The sequence below is a fragment of the Altererythrobacter sp. C41 genome, from assembly GCF_016803135.1.
Lineage (GTDB): Bacteria > Pseudomonadota > Alphaproteobacteria > Sphingomonadales > Sphingomonadaceae > Pelagerythrobacter.
On the sequence record NZ_JAEVFE010000002.1, the window covers coordinates 253,148 to 271,448 of the forward strand.

The window sequence follows — 18,301 nt, forward strand, 5'->3', positions numbered from 1 at the left end:
CGCCGATCAAGGACGCCACTTCGCGTTCAGCCCGAAGGCCGAACGGTCGGCGGCGCGCGAAGGGGCTCACGCACGGCTAAACGAGGCGAGTCAGCCTCCGCCGGGCCCTCAATCTCGAGCTATGCTGTCGATTCGCGGTATTCCGATCGAGGCCGGATCGCCGATGTCGATCGGGATCAGGCCGAAGTGCATGCGCCAGGGCGCCGTCGGATCGTTGCCGAACATTGTGTACCAGTAGCGCCCTTCCTTGTCCCGGAACGGCGTGCCGTGGCCGCCATGGGGGGCGCCCATCCGCCGCTGGCTGTAGGGGCCGAACAGGGTCTTCGACGTGCCGTACATCATGTCGTAGGTGCCGTGCGTGCGCAGCGGGCCATGCCATTCGGCGCCGGTGAGAAAGTAGACGCCGTTCACCTTGATCAGCGCGTTGCCTTCGTAGCCGACGTGGTCGCCGTCGGTGTCCACCAGCTTCCGCACCGGGCCCTCGAAACCGTCGCGTGCGGCATTGAGCTTGCCGATGCTGCCCCCGCCCCAGAGGAAATAGAGGCCGTCGTCGTCCTCGAACGGGAAGCCGTCGATACCCTCGACGAAATGGCCGTCGGTCACGTTCTCGTACGGACCGGCGGCGGTGCCGCTGGTGGAGCGGTAGAGCCAGGTCTTGCCCCCGACCCCGCGCTCCATGACCGAGAACGCGAGGTAGTAGGTCCGGTCGGCCTCGACCCAGCGGATCTCGGGCGCCCAGAGCTCGGCGACGCGGCCGCCGAAGTCGTAGCCCATGTCCTGCCACTGCCAGACGAAGCCGCGATCCTCCCAGGTTTCCAGGTCGCGCGACCGCCACAGCTTCACCCCGCCCTCGGGCCGGTGATAGCCGTAGCCGTCGAGCGTGCCGACGAGGTAGTAATAGCCGTCGTGGCCCAGCGTGACCGAGGGGTCGCGCATCGTCTCGCTGGTGACGAGCGGGCTGCGTGCCGCGACGGCGCTGTCCTCGGTCAGGATCGATGCTGCCTGACGCAACCGCCCGTCGGGCGCCGTTTCGAGCGGGATGAGACCGACCTGTTCGCAGAACAGCGCGAAGGCGTCGTCGCAATCGGGGTTGTAGCTGGCCGCGAGGCGCCCGTCGGCAAGAGTTACGATCGAACTCTGCCCGGCATGGGGCACCGCCAGCATCCGCATGGAGAACGGCCCGTAGGGCGTCGGGGCGGAGGCGAGGAAGAGGTCGTCGGTCGCGGTCCGCAGCCGGCCGGTGACGTCGCTGGCGGCGAGCCAGTAACGGCCGTCGTGCTTGAACATCGCCGCGCCGCTGCGCCCGACGTGGGTGCGCACCGGCCAGTCCTTGCCGATCGGCGGCGATTTGGCGAACAGTGCCTGATCGGGTTTCAGGAAGCGCGGGGCTTCGGCCAGGCGCGACAGGTCGGGCGCCAGCTTGGCGATCCAGCCGCCGCCCCACAGCAGGTAGCGGGCACCGCCATCGACGAACAGCGAGACGTCGCTTGCGCCGTCGATCAGGCATGGGCTCGCGGCGAAGGCGCCGCCCGGCGATGCGGCCTTGCCCACCGCGACGCGCGCGCAGCCCGTCTTGTCGGAGAATGCGAGGTAGAGCGTGTCGCCCGCCACTGTGACCGAGGGTGCCAGGTAGCGTTCGGATGTGTCGCCGACGCGGATGCCATGGCCCGAGATCTTCGCCGGTCCGTGCGCGGTCCAGTCGCGCCCGTCACTGGACGTCCATAACGAAACGCCGTGCCGCTGGCCGGTGCGGAGCGTCGTGCCGGTCAGGAACCAGCGGCCGTCCTCGGCCCTGGCGAGCGCGGCATCACCGAGCGCGCGGCCGGCGAAGACCGGCGCCACGGGCTGCGCCTCCGGCCGGGGCATGACCGTGGCATTGCGGTCCATCGAGGGGTGGTCGAGGAAGATGTCGTCGGCAACGGTGGGCTTCGCCGCGTCCTGCGCGGCGAGCGGCGCCGCCGCGGCGGTCAGCAACAACGTGGCAAGGGCGGTGCGGCGCATCAGTCTTTCTCCGCCTGGGTCTGCAGGGCACGGAAGGAGTCGATCCAGGCATAATTCGCGGCGGCCGACCCGTCGGGGTTGGGGCGTATGGTGGCCGGGGCGAACACGCTGTTGAGCAGCCACGGCGTCTTGTCCGGGCCGAAACGGCTGCTCATCGAGCTGCCCTGCTTGAAGCCGTAAGTCGCGACGGCCAGCCGCCCGGTGTCGCGGAAGCGCTGCATCTGGTTGGCGACATAGCCCTTGCGGGTTTCGAACCACGGGCTCGACCGCAGGAAATCGTCCCAATGCTCCTTCGCGAATGGCTCCTCGATCGCGGCGCGGATCACCTGCCAGTTGCGGGCGCCGCGCGGCAGGCCGTAGCGCTCGGCGAAAGCAGGAGCCACAGGCTCCCGCATGTGCTGCTTCCACCAGTGGACCAGCGAGAATTCCGTCGCCAGGAACGTCTGATCGGGCCGCAGGCGCGGGAGGACGTAGTCGAGGAACGGCTGCGACGCCTCGATCGAGGGCAGGTGCGGATGGATGTCCACGCCGTCCAGTTCCGGCGTTTCCTGCACGAAGGCCATCCAGCGATCGGTGGACTCGGTGATGTTACGCTTGAGGTCCAGGCGGTTGAGCGCGCCCATGTACAGCCGCGTCGGGCATTCGGCGCCGCAATGCTCGCGCCGCCAGTCTATGACGTGGCGTGCCATCCCCTCGTAGAACCGGTTGAGGTCGAGATCGCGGTCGCGCTCGCGGCTTTCGATGTAGGGCTCGTTGCCGATCACGAGGATGTCGACTTTACCCATGACCGCCGGCAGGAGCTCGTCGAGACGGGCGATCTCGCGCGCGTATGCCGCGCTGCCGGCCTCGGGGAAGTCGCTGTCGTGGTAGGGCCATTTGAGCGACAGGATCGTGCGATAGCCACGCGCCTTTGCCTCGAGCAGCGTTCGCGTGGCGCCGTGCCCCGCGGCGGTATCGCGGTCGATCTGCGGCATGGGCAGGAAGATGCGCAGCCATTCGGCATCCGCTTTTTCGAGATCGCGGTAATCGACGTCCTCGAAATGCTCGTTGAAGTTCGCCCCGAGCGCGCCCTGCGCCGCAAGCGGTGCGGGCAGGATCGCAGCGGCCAGCGCGGCCGGCGTCAGCAGTCGTCCGATCATTGCCCGTTCCCCTTGTGCTGGTGCCGCAGGTCGACCGACTTCGGCTCCGGCTGTGCATCGAGAATCGCCGCCAGCCGCGCCTCCACCTCGGGCATGGTCCCGGCCAGATTGCGCGTCTCGCCCGGATCGGCCTCCAGATCGTAGAATTCGGTGTCGACCTTGCCGGTCTTCTCGTGCGTCCAGCGGACCAGTCGGTAGCGCTCGGTCCGGATCGCCTGACCGATGCGGTCGGGCCGGTTGAAGCTGTGATAGGCGAAATTCTCGAGCCCGGCGGGCTGGCCGCGCAGCACCGGGACGATGCTTTCGCCGTCCACGTGCTGCGCACCGTTCGGCATCGAAATGCCGGCGAGCTCGAGCAGCGTGGGATAGAGATCGACCGTCTCGACCACGTGGTCCGGCGCCCGCGCGGCACCGCCCGTTCCCGGCCCGGCGAGGATCATGGCCTGGCGGACTGCCTGCTCGTAATTGGTGTGCTTGGTCCACAGACCGTGGTCGCCCAGGTGATAGCCATGGTCACCCCACAGCACGACTATCGTATCGTCCCGTAGCCCCTGAGCCTCGAGCGCGTCGAGCAGATAGCCGATCTGCGCATCGACATAGCTGACCCCGGCGTAATAGCCGTGCATGAGACGCCGCTTCAGCGCTTCGGGATAGTCCTTGCCAGGTCCCTCGGGCACCGGCTTGTAAGCCACGATCTCGCCGCCGATCTTGCCCGCGAACTTCGGTGCGCCCTCCGGCAGCACCTCCCGGTCGGGCAGCGGCAGGTGCTGCGGATCGTAGAGGTCCCAGTACTTCTTCGGGACCGAGAACGGGAGGTGCGGACGGGCGAATCCGACCGCGAGGAAGAAGGGCTCCTCCGCATCCTTCAGCCGGGCGAGCCGGTCGGCGGCGTAACGCGCGACGCGGCCATCGGCATAGGCGTCGTCCGGAACGTCCGGCGCCTCGAACGCCGCGCCGCGCTGCAGCGTGCGGGCATAGGCGAAGACATCCTGCCCGTCGGGGATCGGCACTTCGTAAAACAGCGCTTCCTCGCGCGTCGGCTGACCGCCGGTGCTTTCGCGCAGCAGGTATTCGACCACCTTGTCCTTGTGCGAGGGGATCGACCAGCTTGCCGGGTCGTCGTTCGATCCGTGGCCGACATGATAGACCTTGCCGATCGCTTCGGTGTGATAACCGGCCTGCTTGAACCGCTCGGGCAGCGTCACCGCGTTGGGGATGTAGTCGCGCAGGTCCATTCCGAAGTGATAGATGCCGGTCGAGGTCGAGCGCGTGCCCGTCATCAGATTGATCCGGCTGGGGGCGCAGACGGCCTGGTTGGCATAGGCATGCTCGAACCGCGTGCCGCGAGCCGCGAGCGCGTCGATATTGGGGCTGATCGCGTAGGGATCGCCGAACGCACCCAGCGCCGGCTTGAGGTCGTCCACGAGGATGAAGAGCACGTTGGGCCGCTCCGCCGCCGCCTGGGCCGGCGTCGCGCCTGCCGCCTGCGGCAGCGTGGTCTGTGCGCAGCCGGCGAGGGCCGTGGCGGCCATCAGTCCGAACATCCGCTTCGCAAGCTTGGGCAAGTGCATCAGATCTCCCTCCTGCATTTCAGTCTTGGGCGTCCGAGACGCCAGTAAAGCTTCACGGCCGCGTTCGCCCGGCCTGTTCGATTCGATCGAGCATTGCGGCAAGCTCGCGTGTCCGATCGGGCATGTCGGACGCCAGATCGTTCCGCTCTCCCGGGTCGCTGGCCAGGTCGTAGAGCTGGTGGTGCGGCTGAGTGCCGATGACGTTGCCGTGAAATTCGTGCGGTTCGGTGCTCGCCCGGATCAGCTTCCAGTCGCCCGCGCGAAGCGCCAGAACGCGCTCCCCGCTGCTTGCCACCGATTTTCCTGTGGTCACCATGAGTTTGGTGTCCTCGACCACGAAAGCGCGGCCTCGATCGGTCCGGCCCATGAACGCGGGAAGCAGGTTCAGGCTGTCTACCGCGCTGTCATGCGGAAGCGCCTCTCCCACCAGCGCGGCCAGCGAGGCGAGGAGATCGACGTGATCCACCAGTGCGTCCGACACGCGGTCCGCAGGGATCTGTCCCGGCCAGCAGGTGATCATCGGAACGCGGGTGCCGCCTTCGAAGATGCTGTACTTGCCGCTGCGGTAGGGGCCGGAGGGGCGATGCTCGCCCGCCAGTTCGACCGCCTGGTCCTCGTATCCGTCGAACAGCACGGGTCCGTTGTCGCTGCTGAAGACGACCAGCGTATCGTCCGCGATGCCGAGTTCCTCGAGCGTGCGCATCAATTCGCCGACGGTCCAGTCGAGCTGGAGGATCGCATCGCCGCGAGGTCCCATGCCGGATTTGCCGGCGAACCGCGGATGCGGCGCGCGCGGCACATGCGGCTCGTTCATCGCGAAATAGAGGAAGAAGGGGGCATCCCTCCGAGCCGATACGAACGCTTTCGCCTTGCCGAGCAGCTGGTCCGTCAGCTCCTCGTCTTCCCAGCGTGCGGCCCGCCCGCCGGTCATATAGCCGATGCGGCTGATGCCGTTCACGATGGTGTCGGAATGTTCGGGGTCGGCGCCGAACTTCAGCAGTTCCGGATTCGCCACGCCGGTCGGTTCGTCGCCGATCCGGGTCTTGTAGTTCACCTCAATGGGGTCGGCCGGGTCGAGGTTCACGACATGGCGCCCATCGATCAGGACGGTGGGCACGCGATCGAGTGTCGCCGGGATGAAGAACGCCTGGTCGAAACCGACGTCGAGCGGCCCGGGGGCGATCCGGCCGTTCCAGTCGACCTCGCCGTCCCCCAGACCCAGGTGCCATTTGCCGACCAGGCCGGTTGCGTAACCGGCCGCCTTCAGCATGGCTGGCAAGGTGAACTGCCCGGGCCGGATGAGCGCCGGTGCGTCGCCCGGCAGGATCTGTGTGCCCGACGCCCGCCAGGCGTAGTCGCCGGTCAGCAGCGCGTAGCGCGACGGCGTGCATGTCGCCGACGGCGAATGCGCATCCGTGAAGCGCGTGCCCCGCGCTGCCAGCCGATCGATATTGGGCGTGCGGATCCCGGCCGCGCCGTAGCAGCCGAGATCGCCGTAGCCGAGATCGTCGGCATAGATCACGACGATGTTCGGTCGGCGCGGCGACGCTGCCGCCGGCAGCGAGACGGCGCATACCGCCGCCGCGCTGCCGCGCAGCATTCCGCGCCGCGTGATCCTGCTCATGCGGCTCTCTGCCCATTCGGACGGCGAGGGGCACCCACCATCACGTCAGAACTGCACGCGCAGCCCGAGCGTGAAGTTGCGCCCGCGATTGCCGTAGAACTGCAGGATGCGATCGTTGCTGGGATCGCGGCTGTCCTCGGTCAGGCGGTAGAGGCCGCTGCCCAGCACATTGGTCACGGTTCCGATCAGCCGAACGTCCTCCGCAATCCGGGCCCCGAAGTTGAAATCGAGCTGCCCGCCCGGCTGGAGCTGGTACCCGCTGGCGAAGCGCCGCGAATATTCGCTGTAGTAGCGATAGGCGAGCCGCATGTTGAACGGACGCGAATCGTAATAGAGGATCGCGTTGAGCACATGCTTGGAGAGGTTGATCGGCAGAACCTCGACCGTCGTGGAAACGGCCGCCGGCCCGGAGAGCGAGGTGAACACCTCGCGTGCGTCGGTGTCGTTGAAGTTGTAGTTCGCCTGCACACCGAAGTTCGAAAGGAGGCCCGGCAGGAAATCGAAATCCTTGCGAAGCTGCACTTCGACGCCGGCAAAATAGCGCTTCTCCGGGTCGTTCACGAATTCGGTGATGTTCGCCGTTACCGGCGTGCCGTCCGGCAGCACGATGGTGCCGGTGCGCTGTTCGTTGGTGGTGAAGTTGGTGACCGACTTGTAATAGCCCGCGACCGCGATCGACGTGGCGGAGTCGGGATACCATTCCAGACCGAGATCGACGCCGTCGGCGGTGAACGGCGCCAGTTCCGGGTTGCCCCGGACCACGTTGACGGTTCCCGTCTCGAGTTCCTCGACGTTGATCGCGGTGCCGATCCGCATCTGCTCGAACAAGGGACGCGACAGGGTGCGCGCCGCGCCCAGTCTGGCGATGAGATTGGGCGTCAGCTCGTAGCGCAGGTTGAGCGAGGGCAGCAGATAGGAATAGCTGTTGTGCACGCTCTGATCGGCGACATCCGCGGGCGTCGTGCCCACTTGCCCGCGCGAATCGATGTCCGTCAGGACGTAGCGCAGGCCGACGTTGCCCGACAGGCCTCCGGCCTCCAGGTTCGCCTGGCTATAGAGAGCGAACGTGTCCTCCTCGATCTCGAAGCTTGCCCCGAGCTGGTTCTCGAACATGTCGTCGACGATGACGTTGTCCGCCCCGATGCCGAGGGCGTAGATCGCGTCGAAATCGTAGTAAGGGAACGCGACCGCGCTCTGCCCGCCGAACAGGTCCGCTTTCGAAGCGAACGGGTTCGACGAAAGCCCGAGATGGGAATCGTCCAGATCGGGCCGTGCATCGAGATTGGCGAACGTATAGCGCGTCTGATCGACCAGTTGGGCGTGGCGGCGATTGTCGTAGCGCAGCCCGAAGTCGATCGAACGAAGGAGGCCTGCTCCCAACTCGTAGTTGAAGTCGAGCCGCCCCGCCTTGATCGTATCGCTGGATTGCTGGGCGGTGGTGTTCACCTGCTGAATCGCGAAGTCGCCGGCGGCGACGGGTTCGAACCCGAACTGGACATTGCTGCGGTCGCGGATGTCGTAGGAGAAGCCGCGACGCTGGGACGGGGGTGTCGTCCCGTCGGTGTCGAAGGTGACGACGGGCGTGAAGCGGTCGCGGCTCGCCCGGAAGTAGGAAAAGTCCGCGTTCAACGTCAGCGGGCCGCCATCGTCGACCTCGAAATTGATCCCGCCGCCATAAGTGCTGTCGTTGATCGCATTGCCGTTGGCGACGCCGCGATAGAGGGCGGTCTGCCCCTCGAACGCCGTCACGGTGCCGTTCTCGACGGTCGCGTTCGTGGGCGCGCCCAGTTCGCCCCCGAACAGGTTGAAGGCGAAGAACCGGCGGGACTGCACGTCGTTCTTCTCGTCGGAATAGAGGCCGTCGATGCTGACGAGGATCGCGGGGCTCGCCTGCCACTGGATCATGCCCATCCCGGTGTGGCGTTCGGTGTTGAAGAAGCTGGCGATCGGCCCGGCGTTGGAGGGCAGCACGTCGGCCTCGCCATCCCCGTCGACGTCGGTGCGCGGCCCGGTACCCGTGCGCCAGTTCTCGAGCTGAACCCCGCTCAGGACGTTGTCGTCCTTGAGGCCGGCATAGGTAAGCGAGACTGCGAGCGTATCGGTGATGTTGCCGACGAACGTCGCTTCGCCGCGAACGCCGAACGGCTGCGACTCTTCCGCGTCGCTGTAGGCGTCGGTCATGTCGTCGTAGAGGCCCCGCACCACGAGCGTCAGGCCCTTGCGCCGGCTCTCCAGAGGGCGAATCGATTCCAGCGAGAGGATGCCCGCGACTCCGCCTTCGATGGATTCGGCGTCGGGGGTCTTCTGGACGAAGGCGCCGCGCAGACCCTCCGACGGAAGTCCGCCAAGCCCGACACGGCGATTGACGCCGTCCGCCGTCGGCAGGATGCGCCCGTTGTACTCGGTTGAAACGAGATCCGGGCCGAGGCCGCGGATCGCGACCTGATCGGCACCCCGCGGCGTGTCGTTGGCGGTCACGCCACTGATGCGGGTCAGCGATTCCGAGATGGAGACATCCGGGAGCAGGCCGATGTCGTCCGCACTGATTCCGTCGACGACCACATCGGCAGTGCGCTTGCGCTCTTCCGCGCTCCGCAATGCCGCGCGGATGCCGGTGACGACAATCTCCTGCCCCGCATCAGCGGAGTCGGCGGTGGGCTGTTGCTGCGCCGGAGTGTCCGACTGCGCCTGCGCCGGCAAGGCCGCTGCCAGAGCGGCGGCGGACGTGCCCCAGCCGATGAATTTCGTGATCTGCAAAATTGCCTCCCCAATACTTTTTCGTACACCGCCGCGAAGACGAGGCGGTCGATCTGATCTTCCGTGAGGATCCGCCGGCGCGAGAAAATCGGCCGGCGCCGCGAGTGATTCGATGCCGGGCATCGCACCGCGTCCCCTGATGCGCCCCGGGGCGCGTCGCGTTGCCTAGCTTCGAACCTCTCTCGTGACAATATAAATCATACTTATATCATTTAGAGGTATTCGCGGAAAGGCCATCCGGCTGTCGTCTCGAGGCGGAAAATTGGCGCGACTGGAGGCGGTCTGTGAAAGGGGATTGCCCCCGACGCCGGACGCTTGCGCAGTGGCAAATAATCATATTAATATGCAGAAAAATTTAAGCGGGGAGTCGAGATATGTACCGGGCATTCGTCGTCGGAATGATGCTGCTGTTCGCCTCGATGTCGCAGCGCGTTCATGCTCAGGCCGCAGAGCGCCCCAACGTCGTAATCATCCTCGCGGACGACATGGGTTTTTCCGATTTCTCGAGCTACGGGGGAGAAATACCGACCCCCAACATCGATGCACTCGCCGCGGACGGCATCCGCTTCACGCAATTCTACAACAATGCCCGCTGCAGCCCGACCCGCGCAGCGCTGCTAACCGGGCTCAACCCGCATCAAGCGGGCATGGGCTATCTGTCAGGCAAACGCGAACCGCGATCACGGGGCACGTTCGGCCGACTGCACGAGCGTAGCGTGACGATCGCGCAAGTGCTGCGCGATGCCGGCTATCTGACCGCGATGGCGGGCAAGTGGCACCTGGGCAATGCGCCGGGCACGACGCCCGCGACCCGCGGTTTCGACCGGTCCCTGTCTGCGGTCGCGGGCGGCATCTATTTCGCGGATCAGCAGTTCCGCACCCCGAACGGGCGGCGCGACGATCGCCATCTTCTGCTCGATGGCAGGCGGGTCGAACTCGATGATCCGATCCTCGGTCCGGCGGGCTGGTACGGCACCGATCTCTGGACGAACTGGGGCGTTCGTTTCATCGAAGAAGCGCGGACGCAGAACAAACCGTTCTTCCTCTATCTGGCTCATGTCGCGCCGCACTTTCCGCTGATGGCGCCGAAAGCGGACATCGACCGCTTCGTGGGCAGCTATCGCACCGGATGGGAAGCGCTGCGCCGGGCGCGTTTTGCACGGCAGCAGGAAATGGGCCTGATCGGCCCCAACAAGGGACTACCCGAAGAACTCGAATCCGGCGATGACTGGGATGGGCTGAGCGCGAAGGAGAAGGTGCGGTTCGACCGGATGATGGCGGTCTATGCGGCCACCATCCACCGGCTCGACCAATCGGTCGGCCGGCTCGTGACGCACCTGAAATCGACCGGCCAGTTCGACAATACGCTGATCCTGATCCTGTCCGACAATGGCGGAAATGCGGAGTCCGGGCCGCAGGGCCGCACGGGGCGCGAGCCATGGGGCGGTCCGACCAGCAACGTATGGGCGGGCATGAACTGGGCTCAGCTCCAGAATACGCCCTTCCGCTACTTCAAGCATTTTACGCAGGAAGGGGGGATCGCAACTCCGCTGATCGCGCACTGGCCCCAGGGTATCGCCGCGCAGCGCCGGGGGGATCTCGAACGAACGCCGGGCCACGTCATCGACATCATGCCCACCGTGCTTGCGGCTGCCGGTGCGACATATCCGGCTCGATACGACGGTCATGCCATCCTGCCGGTGGAAGGCATCAGCCTCTTCCCGCTGCTCCGCGGCCAGAGCGTGGCGCGCGGGAAGCCGCTGTTCTGGGCACACGAAGGCAACCGCGCGATCCGCGACGGGCAGTGGAAGGCGGTCAAGCGCCTGGGACACCCGTGGCAGCTGTTTGATATTGCGACCGACCGCACGGAAATGGTCGACTTGGCCGCTTCCCAGCCCGATCGGATGCGGACCCTGGCGGCGGCCTGGGACCGCTGGGCCGAACGCACCTTCGTCGATCCCTGGACGGACGACCTGCGACGCACCGACTGGGGAAGCCCGCTCGCGATGGAACGCGAGGAATCCCGGCCAACGAGAGCGCGGACACGCGAGCGTCGGCGCAGCCGTGGCATCGCGGAGTAGTCCCGGGTTCCTTGCCGGACCACGGCCGCGCAGCCGCCTGCGCCCTGCTCAGCGCCTCTTCTTTCAATCACTCCAGGAGCAATTGAGATGGCCGATCTTTCCCGCCGCATGGCGCTTCTCGGGTCTCTGGCGCTGACCCTTGGCCTCGCCGGAACATCGCCGGCAGCCGCGCGGAACAGCGAAGCAGCTAACCGGCCCGACATGGTGATCTTCCTGGCCGATGACCTCAGCCAGGCCGACGTGTCGATCGGCGGCGACAGCAACGTCCGCACCCCGGCGCTCGATCGACTGGCTTCGCAGGGCATGACCTTCGATCGAGCCTTTGTCGCATCGCCCGCCTGCGCACCGAGCCGCGCGGCGCTGCTGACCGGGCTGATGCCGGCGCGCAACGGCGCGGAGGCCAATCACGACCGCGCCGACGCGGCGATCCGCAAGCTTCCGTCCTATCTGCAGGAGCTGGGTTACCAGGTTGTCGCGTTCGGCAAGGTCGCTCACTACGAACATACGGGAGCCTACGGGTTCGACTTCTATGCCAACGACACCTTCCACGATCACAAGGCGATCCCGGCCGCGGTCGAATGGCTGAAGGCGCGCAAGGACAAGCGGCCGCTGGCGATGTTTGTCGGCACCAACTGGCCGCACGTTCCCTGGCCCAGGACGACGGAGGGCTACGATCCCGATGCCCTCGATCTGCCGCCGAAGACGGTCGATACGCCCATCACCCGCGACGCTCGCGCGCGCTTCTACGCGGCGGTCACGCGAATGGATCAGGATCTGGCCGCAACGATGGATGCGGTCGACTCGGTTCTCGGGGACGACACCTTCGTCCTGTATTCGGCCGATCACGGAACACAGTGGCCTTTCGGCAAGTGGAATCTCTACGACACCGGGACGCGCGTGCCGATGGTCGTTCGCTGGAACGGCCATGTGACGGCTGGCGCGCGAACCGACGCGATGGTCAGCTGGATCGATATTCTGCCGACGATGATGCAGATCGCAGGCGGCACGCCACCCGAGAACATCGACGGGCGATCCTTCTCCAGCCTGTTCGGCGTCGGCGGGCAGCCGGCCGGGAGGGAGGAGATCTTCACCACCCACAACAATGACGGCCGGGTCAACGTCTATCCGATGCGCAGCATCCGCACCGATCGATGGAAGTACATCCACAATCTGCATCCCGACTGGACCTATACGACGCATGTCGACCTGAAGGTCATGCGGACCGATTCAGGAGCCTACTTCCCATCGTGGCGCGAGGCCGCCGCTCGCGATCCCGCAGCCAAGGCCATCGTCGACAGCTACTACAGGCGGCCGCCCGAAGAATTATACGATCTTCAGGCCGACCCGGCCGAGAAGGTGAACCTGGCAAACGACCCGCGCTATGCCGGCACGCTGCGCGAACTGCGTGAGAGGCTGGCGAACTGGCGCAAGGAGCAGGGCGACAGCGGTGCGGTGCCGGTCAAGCCGCGCTTCGAGCGCGGCCCCATGGAAGGCGAAGGAAGCTGATATGGCTGCTTCGCTTCCGGCTCCTCGTCCGTTTGCGCGCCGCGCGATGACCGCGGCCGCGATGGCGCTCGCCGCGGCCGCCATGCTGCCGGTGGGCGCCTCGGCGCAAACCCCGCCCAAGGCGCCGGTCTCCGCCGAAGCCGGAAAGCGGCCCAATATCCTGTTTGTCCTGGTCGACGACATGGGCTTCGGGGACTTGTCGGTGATGGGCAACACGAAGGTCGATACGCCTCATCTCGACAAGCTGGCGCGCGAGGGTGTGCTGCTCAACCAATTCTATGATCCCGCCCCGATCTGTTCCTCATCCCGGGCGGGCTTCCTGACCGGCCGCTATCCCGCGAGCGTCGGCTTCGTCGCCATAACCGCCAGCCGCGCGCGCAATGCCGAGCTCGGCCAGGCCGACTGGCTCGACCCTGACCTGCCGACCATCGCGCGCCTGCTCGACGATGCCGGCTACAGCACGGCGCATATCGGCAAGTGGCACCTCGGCGGCGGTCGCGACGTCGGCGATGCACCCCGCCCGACGGCTTACGGCTTCGACCAGAGCTTCACCACTTTCGAGGGGCTCGGCCCGCGCGTACTCGTTTCCGACGAAGAGCGCTTCCTCGCCGAACAATCGGACGCGCTCGGCAACGGGCCGCGCTTCTGGGAGATCAAGACCCGGCTGACCGATCTCTACTGCGACATGACGGTCGATTTCGTCGCGCAGCATGCGGACGAACCCTGGTTCGTGAACCTCTGGCTCAACGACATCCACGACCCCTGGGCGCCCGACGATGAATCGCTGGCGGAGGTCATGGGACGAGGCGAATCCTCGGATGACGATCGCATGCTCGCCTCGCTGGTCAAGATGGACCGCACGCTCGGAAGGCTTTTCGACCGCCTCGACCAGATGGGCGAACTCGACAACACGTTGATCCTCTTCACCTCCGACAACGGCCCCTCGTCGCTCGATCGCTACTATGGTGGCGGCAAGAGCGCGCCGGGCAGCACCACGGGTCTGCGCGGCCGCAAGTTCAGTCTCTACGAGGGCGGCATCCGGCAGCCGCTGATCCTCCATTGGCGCGGGCATATGAAGGGCGGCACCCGCGACCAGACGACGATCGGCCATGGGGTCGACTTCCTGCCGACGATCGCGAGCATCATCGGCGTGAAGGCGCCGGCCGGCAGCGTCGGCATCGACCTTTCGCCCGTGCTGGAGGGCCGGCCTGTGACCGAGCGTCCGCCCGTCTTCTGGAGCTTCGGCCGCGAGGGCTATCCGGCCGTGGCAAAGCCGAGCGAGCCGCATGACGTTTCGCCGCGCTTCGCAGTGCGCGACGGCGACTGGAAGCTGCTTGCGAACGACGGCGGCGCCGATGCCGAGCTCTACAACATCGCGCGGGACCCGGCCGAGTCGACGGACCTGGCGGCAACCGAGCCCGGCCGGCATGCGCGGCTGTTGGCAAAGCTCAAGGCATGGCTCGCGCGCCTGCCCTCGTATCACCGCGCGATGGAAAAGCTCCCGCCCGCCGACTAGAGGCATGGCCGCCGCTCTTCCCCGACAAGGAGTGAACCAAATGCCTGCCCAGTCGCGCCACCGCGCCTTTCGAGCATCCCGGCCCTCGCTCGCCGGCATGCGGCTGATCGAGGGCGGCAGTTTTGCGATGGGTTCAGACCGCTTCTATCCCGAAGAGGCGCCGGTCCGGCGGGTCAAGGTCGACAGCTTCTGGATCGACGAGGCGCCGGTGACCAATGCGGCGTTTGCCGCGTTCGTCGCCGCGACCGGCCATCGCACCTTTGTCGAACGGCCCCCCGATCCCAAGCTCTATCCCGGTGCCGACCTCGATGGCGTGGCGCCGGGATCGCTCGTCTTTCGCCCGCCGGCGGCACTCGTTCCGCTCGACGATCCGTCATGGTGGTGGGACTTCGTCGAAGGCGCGGACTGGCGCCATCCGACCGGGCCCGACAGTTCGATCGAGGGGCTGGACGACCACCCCGTGGTTCACGTCGCCTATGAGGATGCCGCGGCCTATGCCAAGTGGGCCGGCAAAGCGCTGCCGACCGAAGCGGAATGGGAATATGCCGCACGCGGGGGCAGCGACGGACTGGACTATGCCTGGGGCGACGAGCTCGCACCCGGCGGAGCGATTCTCGCCAATTACTGGCAGGGCATGTTTCCCGTCGCGACGACCAAGGCCGACGGCAATTATCGCACCACGCCGGTCGGCCGCTTCCCGGCGAACGATTACGGTCTGGTCGACATGATCGGGAACGTCTGGGAATGGACGCGCGACTGGTACGCCGCGCCGCAGGCGGCGAACACGAAGTCGCCTTGCTGTGCCATTCCCAACCCGCGCGGAGCGACGCGCGCCCAAAGCTATGACAGTGCGATGCCCGAGGTGCGAATAGGCCGCAAGGTGCTGAAGGGCGGGTCGCACCTGTGCGCCGCGAACTATTGCCAGCGCTACCGGCCGGCTGCGCGTCACGCACAGCAGATCGACAGCGCGACGAGCCATATAGGCTTTCGCTGCGTCGTGCGCCGCGGCGCGAGCGGCGCTTCAGGGCGCTGATTTACGCGGCCGGCAGCGTGCTGCCGTGTGCGAGCCCGACGTGCATGCGGCGGAAAGTGGTGCGGGCGCGCCGGAGCGTTGTAGTCTGCTCGCCCGGATTCCCGCGAGGCGGCATGATCGGGCCGGAAGCTGGTTCGGATCGGGCCGGCGGGAGGAGGCGCTCATCATGCGGTATCTGACCCTTTTCCTGGCTTTCGCCTGGATGGCGGCGCTGCTCGGCTACATGGAACTCCAGCACGAGGTCGAACACGTCGCGCCGCGGACCGCGCTCGTCACCGATCATTTCACGGGCGAAGTTCGGCAATGTCGCACGTATCCGAACAGTGACTGGAGCTGCCAGGCGGTCGAGATCGAGCCGCGATCCTGGGTATTCGCGCTGATCCCGTTCTGGCCGGCGCGCGACGATCTGGGCGAGGTGCTGTCGCTGCCCGAACCTTCGGTCGAGCCGGTGCCCTTTACCGAGACCCAGCTTTTCTCCGATCTCGTTTCCAACGGTATCATGGTGGTCGTGATGCTGGTCGTCGGCGTCATCATCATGCGCGCCAGGGATGATGGCGAGGGCGGCAGCGCGGACGGCGGCAGCGACGGGGGAGGCGCCGGCGGGGATGGCGGCCAATGACGGAGCTGCCACATGCATGAGATGGCCGGCCGCCAATCGGCCCCTTCGCTCGCCGAACGCGCCGGCCGGGCCGCCGATGGCGCGCAGCTCATCGCGCGGCGCTGGGGTCTCGCCGAACCGCGCGTCGTTCCGCGGGACCCGGTGACCCCGCTGCTCTGGTGATACGGCGGGCGGCGGTTTTGCCATTTGCCCTGAAAAGCGGCTGTGGACATGGCGGCGGGAATCGTTATGAAGCGCCCGATATGTTGTATCGTCATCTAATCGCGGCGCGGCCGCTCGTCCTTCCGCTCGGCCTCGCTCTCTGCGCCATGGCTGTACCCGTTCACGCTCAGGACCGCGCGCAGGATGCGCGCGAGACGCCCGAGCCCGACGACTTTCACGACCGGCGCGTGGCCCCGAGCGGGGAAATCGTGGTCACCGCCGCGGGCCTCGAGCAGCTCGACGTGCTCGCGGGCACCTCGGTCGTGGAAGGCGTGGAACTGCAGCGCAATCTCGACGGGCAGCTCGGGGAAGTGCTGGCCAAGGTCCCGGGCGTCTCGGCGACGAGCTTCTCGCCCGGCGCCTCGCGCCCGGTTCTGCGCGGCTTCTCGGGCGAGCGGGTCAAGGTGCTGATCGACGGGATCGGCGCGATCGACGTGTCCAACACCTCGGCCGATCATGCGACCTCGATCGACCCGCTGACGGCCGAGCGGATCGAGGTCCTGCGCGGGCCCGCGGTGCTGCTCTACGGCAGCCAGGCGATCGGCGGCGCGGTCAACGTGATCGACAAGCGCATCCCGCTGCGCCGGCTGAACGAGCCGTTCCACATCGATGCCCTCGCCGGCATCGACACCGCGTCCGACTTGCGCGAGGGCGGCGCGTCGCTCGACGTGCCGCTGGGCGACCGTTTCGTCGTCCACGTCGACGGGGCCTACCGCAAGACCGACGATCTCGAGATCGCCGGCTATGCCGCCGCGCCCGGCCTGCGTGAGGACCTGCTCCACGATGCGGAGCACGAGGAGGAAGAGGGCCATCTCGACGAGGCCGAGGAGCTGCGCGAGCTTGCCGGCCAGCGCGGCGTGCTGCCGAACAGCGGGACCGAGACCTGGAGCGTCAACACCGGCTTCGCCTTCTTCGAGGGCGACAGCAATCTCGGCGCGGCGATCGGCTGGTACGACACGACCTACGGCGTGCCCATGCGCCCGGGCACCAGCCACCATCACGGCGAGGAAGAGCACGGCCACGAGGAAGAGCATGAGCACGAGGAAGGCGGGGAGCACGAGCATGGTGACGAGCTCGTCACCATCGGCCTCAGGCAGTTTCGTGCCGACATGCGCGGCCGGCTCGCGCTCGGCGACGGATTCTTCTCTGCGCTGAACACGCGCGTCGGTTTCAGCGACTATACGCACACCGAATTCGAAGGCGACGCGGTCGGGACCGTGTTCGACGTGAAGGGCCTCGAAGCCCGCGCCGAGCTGGAGCAGAACGACCGCGGCGGCTGGGGCGGCTCGACCGGCGTGCAGTACTACTTCCGCGATTTCGACGCCTACGGGGCGGAGGCGTACGTACCGAAGAACCGCACCGACCAGTTCGCCGTGTTCACCCTGCAGGAGATCGCGCTCGATCCGCTCCAGCTCGAGCTGGCGGGACGCTACGAGGCGACCGACGTCGAATCGCAGGTGCTCGGTTTCCAGCGCTCGTTCGACACGTTCTCGGGCGCGCTCGGCCTGGTCTACGAGACCGATGGAGGCTTGCGCTTCGGCGTGACCGGCAGCCGCGCGGAACGCGCGCCGAGCGCCGAGGAGCTGCTGTCGAACGGCCCGCACATCGCGACCCAGGCATTCGAGATCGGCGACCCGAACCTCGAAGTCGAAGGCGCCTGGGGCGTCGAGGCTTTCGCGCGCGGCCCGATCGGCGACGGCACGGTCAGCCTCGCGGTCTTCAACAACTGGTTCGACAACTACATCTACCTCTCCGAGACCGGCCTGGAGGAAGACGGGCTACCGGTGTTCGAATACCTGCAGGGCGACGCGCGCTACTTCGGGGTCGAGGGCGAGGTCAGCTACCCTGTCTATGAAGCCGACGGCTTCACGCTGCTCGCCGACCTGCGCGGCGACTACATCCGCGCCGAGCTGAGCGACGGCACGCCGCTGCCGCGCATCCCCCCGCTGCGGTTGCTCGGCGCGCTGGAGGCGCAGACCGGGCCGTTCGACGCGCGGGTCGAAGCGCAGTGGTTCGGCAAGCAGGACCGTATCGCGCCGTTCGAGACCGAGACCGACAGCTTCACCCACGTCAACGCCTCGCTCGCGTGGAAGCCGATGCGCGGAAACGACAACCTCACGGTCCTGCTGCAGGCGGACAACATCTTCGACGTTGAGGGCCGCCGCCATGCGAGCTTCACGAAGGATTTCGTGCCGCTCGCCGGCCGCAACTTCAAGCTGAGCGTGCGGACGAGTTTCTAGGAATAGCCGCCCG

General features: G+C 66.9%; 12 protein-coding genes. 7 read left to right on the top strand and 5 right to left on the bottom strand.

Annotation, left to right across the window (positions count from 1 at the left end; genetic code table 11):
* Positions 1 to 108: 108 nt before the first annotated feature.
* Genes JNO53_RS05150 through JNO53_RS05170 form a run of 5 tightly spaced genes read right to left on the bottom strand, consistent with a single transcriptional unit; the run spans position 109 to position 9,092 of the window.
* On the bottom strand, positions 109 to 2,001 hold the full coding sequence (locus JNO53_RS05150) for a family 43 glycosylhydrolase (RefSeq protein ID WP_203108351.1): 1,893 nt from the start codon (positions 1,999 to 2,001) through the stop codon (positions 109 to 111).
* Positions 2,001 to 3,140, bottom strand: coding sequence for a hypothetical protein (locus tag JNO53_RS05155; RefSeq protein ID WP_203108353.1), 1,140 nt, complete (start codon positions 3,138 to 3,140; stop codon positions 2,001 to 2,003). The genes JNO53_RS05150 and JNO53_RS05155 overlap by 1 nt, the downstream gene beginning before the upstream one ends.
* Complete coding sequence (locus JNO53_RS05160) at positions 3,137 to 4,711, bottom strand: sulfatase (RefSeq protein WP_203108355.1); 1,575 nt, start codon at positions 4,709 to 4,711, stop codon at positions 3,137 to 3,139. The genes JNO53_RS05155 and JNO53_RS05160 overlap by 4 nt, the downstream gene beginning before the upstream one ends.
* A 52-nt stretch (positions 4,712 to 4,763) precedes the next feature.
* The gene (locus JNO53_RS05165; protein ID WP_203108357.1) at positions 4,764 to 6,335 is read right to left on the bottom strand and encodes a sulfatase family protein; all 1,572 of its coding nucleotides are present in this window, start codon (positions 6,333 to 6,335) and stop codon (positions 4,764 to 4,766) included.
* 45 nt (positions 6,336 to 6,380) lie between these two features.
* A complete protein-coding gene (locus JNO53_RS05170; protein WP_203108359.1) occupies positions 6,381 to 9,092 on the bottom strand; it encodes a TonB-dependent receptor in 2,712 nt (903 codons plus the stop codon).
* Between the two features lie 374 nt (positions 9,093 to 9,466).
* On the opposite strand from JNO53_RS05170, the gene JNO53_RS05175 reads away from it, so the two are divergent.
* The 7 genes from JNO53_RS05175 (at position 9,467) to JNO53_RS05205 (ending at position 18,288) form a co-directional block, all read left to right on the top strand.
* Positions 9,467 to 11,173 carry an arylsulfatase gene (locus JNO53_RS05175; protein ID WP_203108361.1) on the top strand — a complete coding sequence of 569 codons (1,707 nt, stop codon included), beginning with the start codon at positions 9,467 to 9,469 and terminating at the stop codon, positions 11,171 to 11,173.
* A gap of 87 nt (positions 11,174 to 11,260) precedes the next feature.
* Positions 11,261 to 12,679 (top strand): sulfatase family protein, encoded by a 1,419-nt coding sequence (locus JNO53_RS05180; protein ID WP_203108363.1) that lies wholly within the window; start codon positions 11,261 to 11,263, stop codon positions 12,677 to 12,679.
* A 1-nt stretch (position 12,680) separates the two neighbouring features.
* Positions 12,681 to 14,195: a sulfatase-like hydrolase/transferase gene (locus JNO53_RS05185; RefSeq protein ID WP_203108365.1), complete on the top strand. Its 1,515-nt coding sequence runs from the start codon at positions 12,681 to 12,683 to the stop codon at positions 14,193 to 14,195.
* Between the two features lie 97 nt (positions 14,196 to 14,292).
* Positions 14,293 to 15,228 carry a formylglycine-generating enzyme family protein gene (locus tag JNO53_RS05190; RefSeq protein ID WP_203109033.1) on the top strand — a complete coding sequence of 312 codons (936 nt, stop codon included), beginning with the start codon at positions 14,293 to 14,295 and terminating at the stop codon, positions 15,226 to 15,228.
* Between the two features lie 166 nt (positions 15,229 to 15,394).
* Positions 15,395 to 15,847: a hypothetical protein gene (locus JNO53_RS05195; RefSeq protein WP_203108367.1), complete on the top strand. Its 453-nt coding sequence runs from the start codon at positions 15,395 to 15,397 to the stop codon at positions 15,845 to 15,847.
* A 12-nt stretch (positions 15,848 to 15,859) separates the two neighbouring features.
* Positions 15,860 to 16,009 carry a hypothetical protein gene (locus JNO53_RS05200; RefSeq protein ID WP_203108369.1) on the top strand — a complete coding sequence of 50 codons (150 nt, stop codon included), beginning with the start codon at positions 15,860 to 15,862 and terminating at the stop codon, positions 16,007 to 16,009.
* Between the two features lie 80 nt (positions 16,010 to 16,089).
* Positions 16,090 to 18,288 carry a TonB-dependent receptor gene (locus JNO53_RS05205; protein WP_203108371.1) on the top strand — a complete coding sequence of 733 codons (2,199 nt, stop codon included), beginning with the start codon at positions 16,090 to 16,092 and terminating at the stop codon, positions 18,286 to 18,288.
* Positions 18,289 to 18,301: the final 13 nt, after the last annotated feature.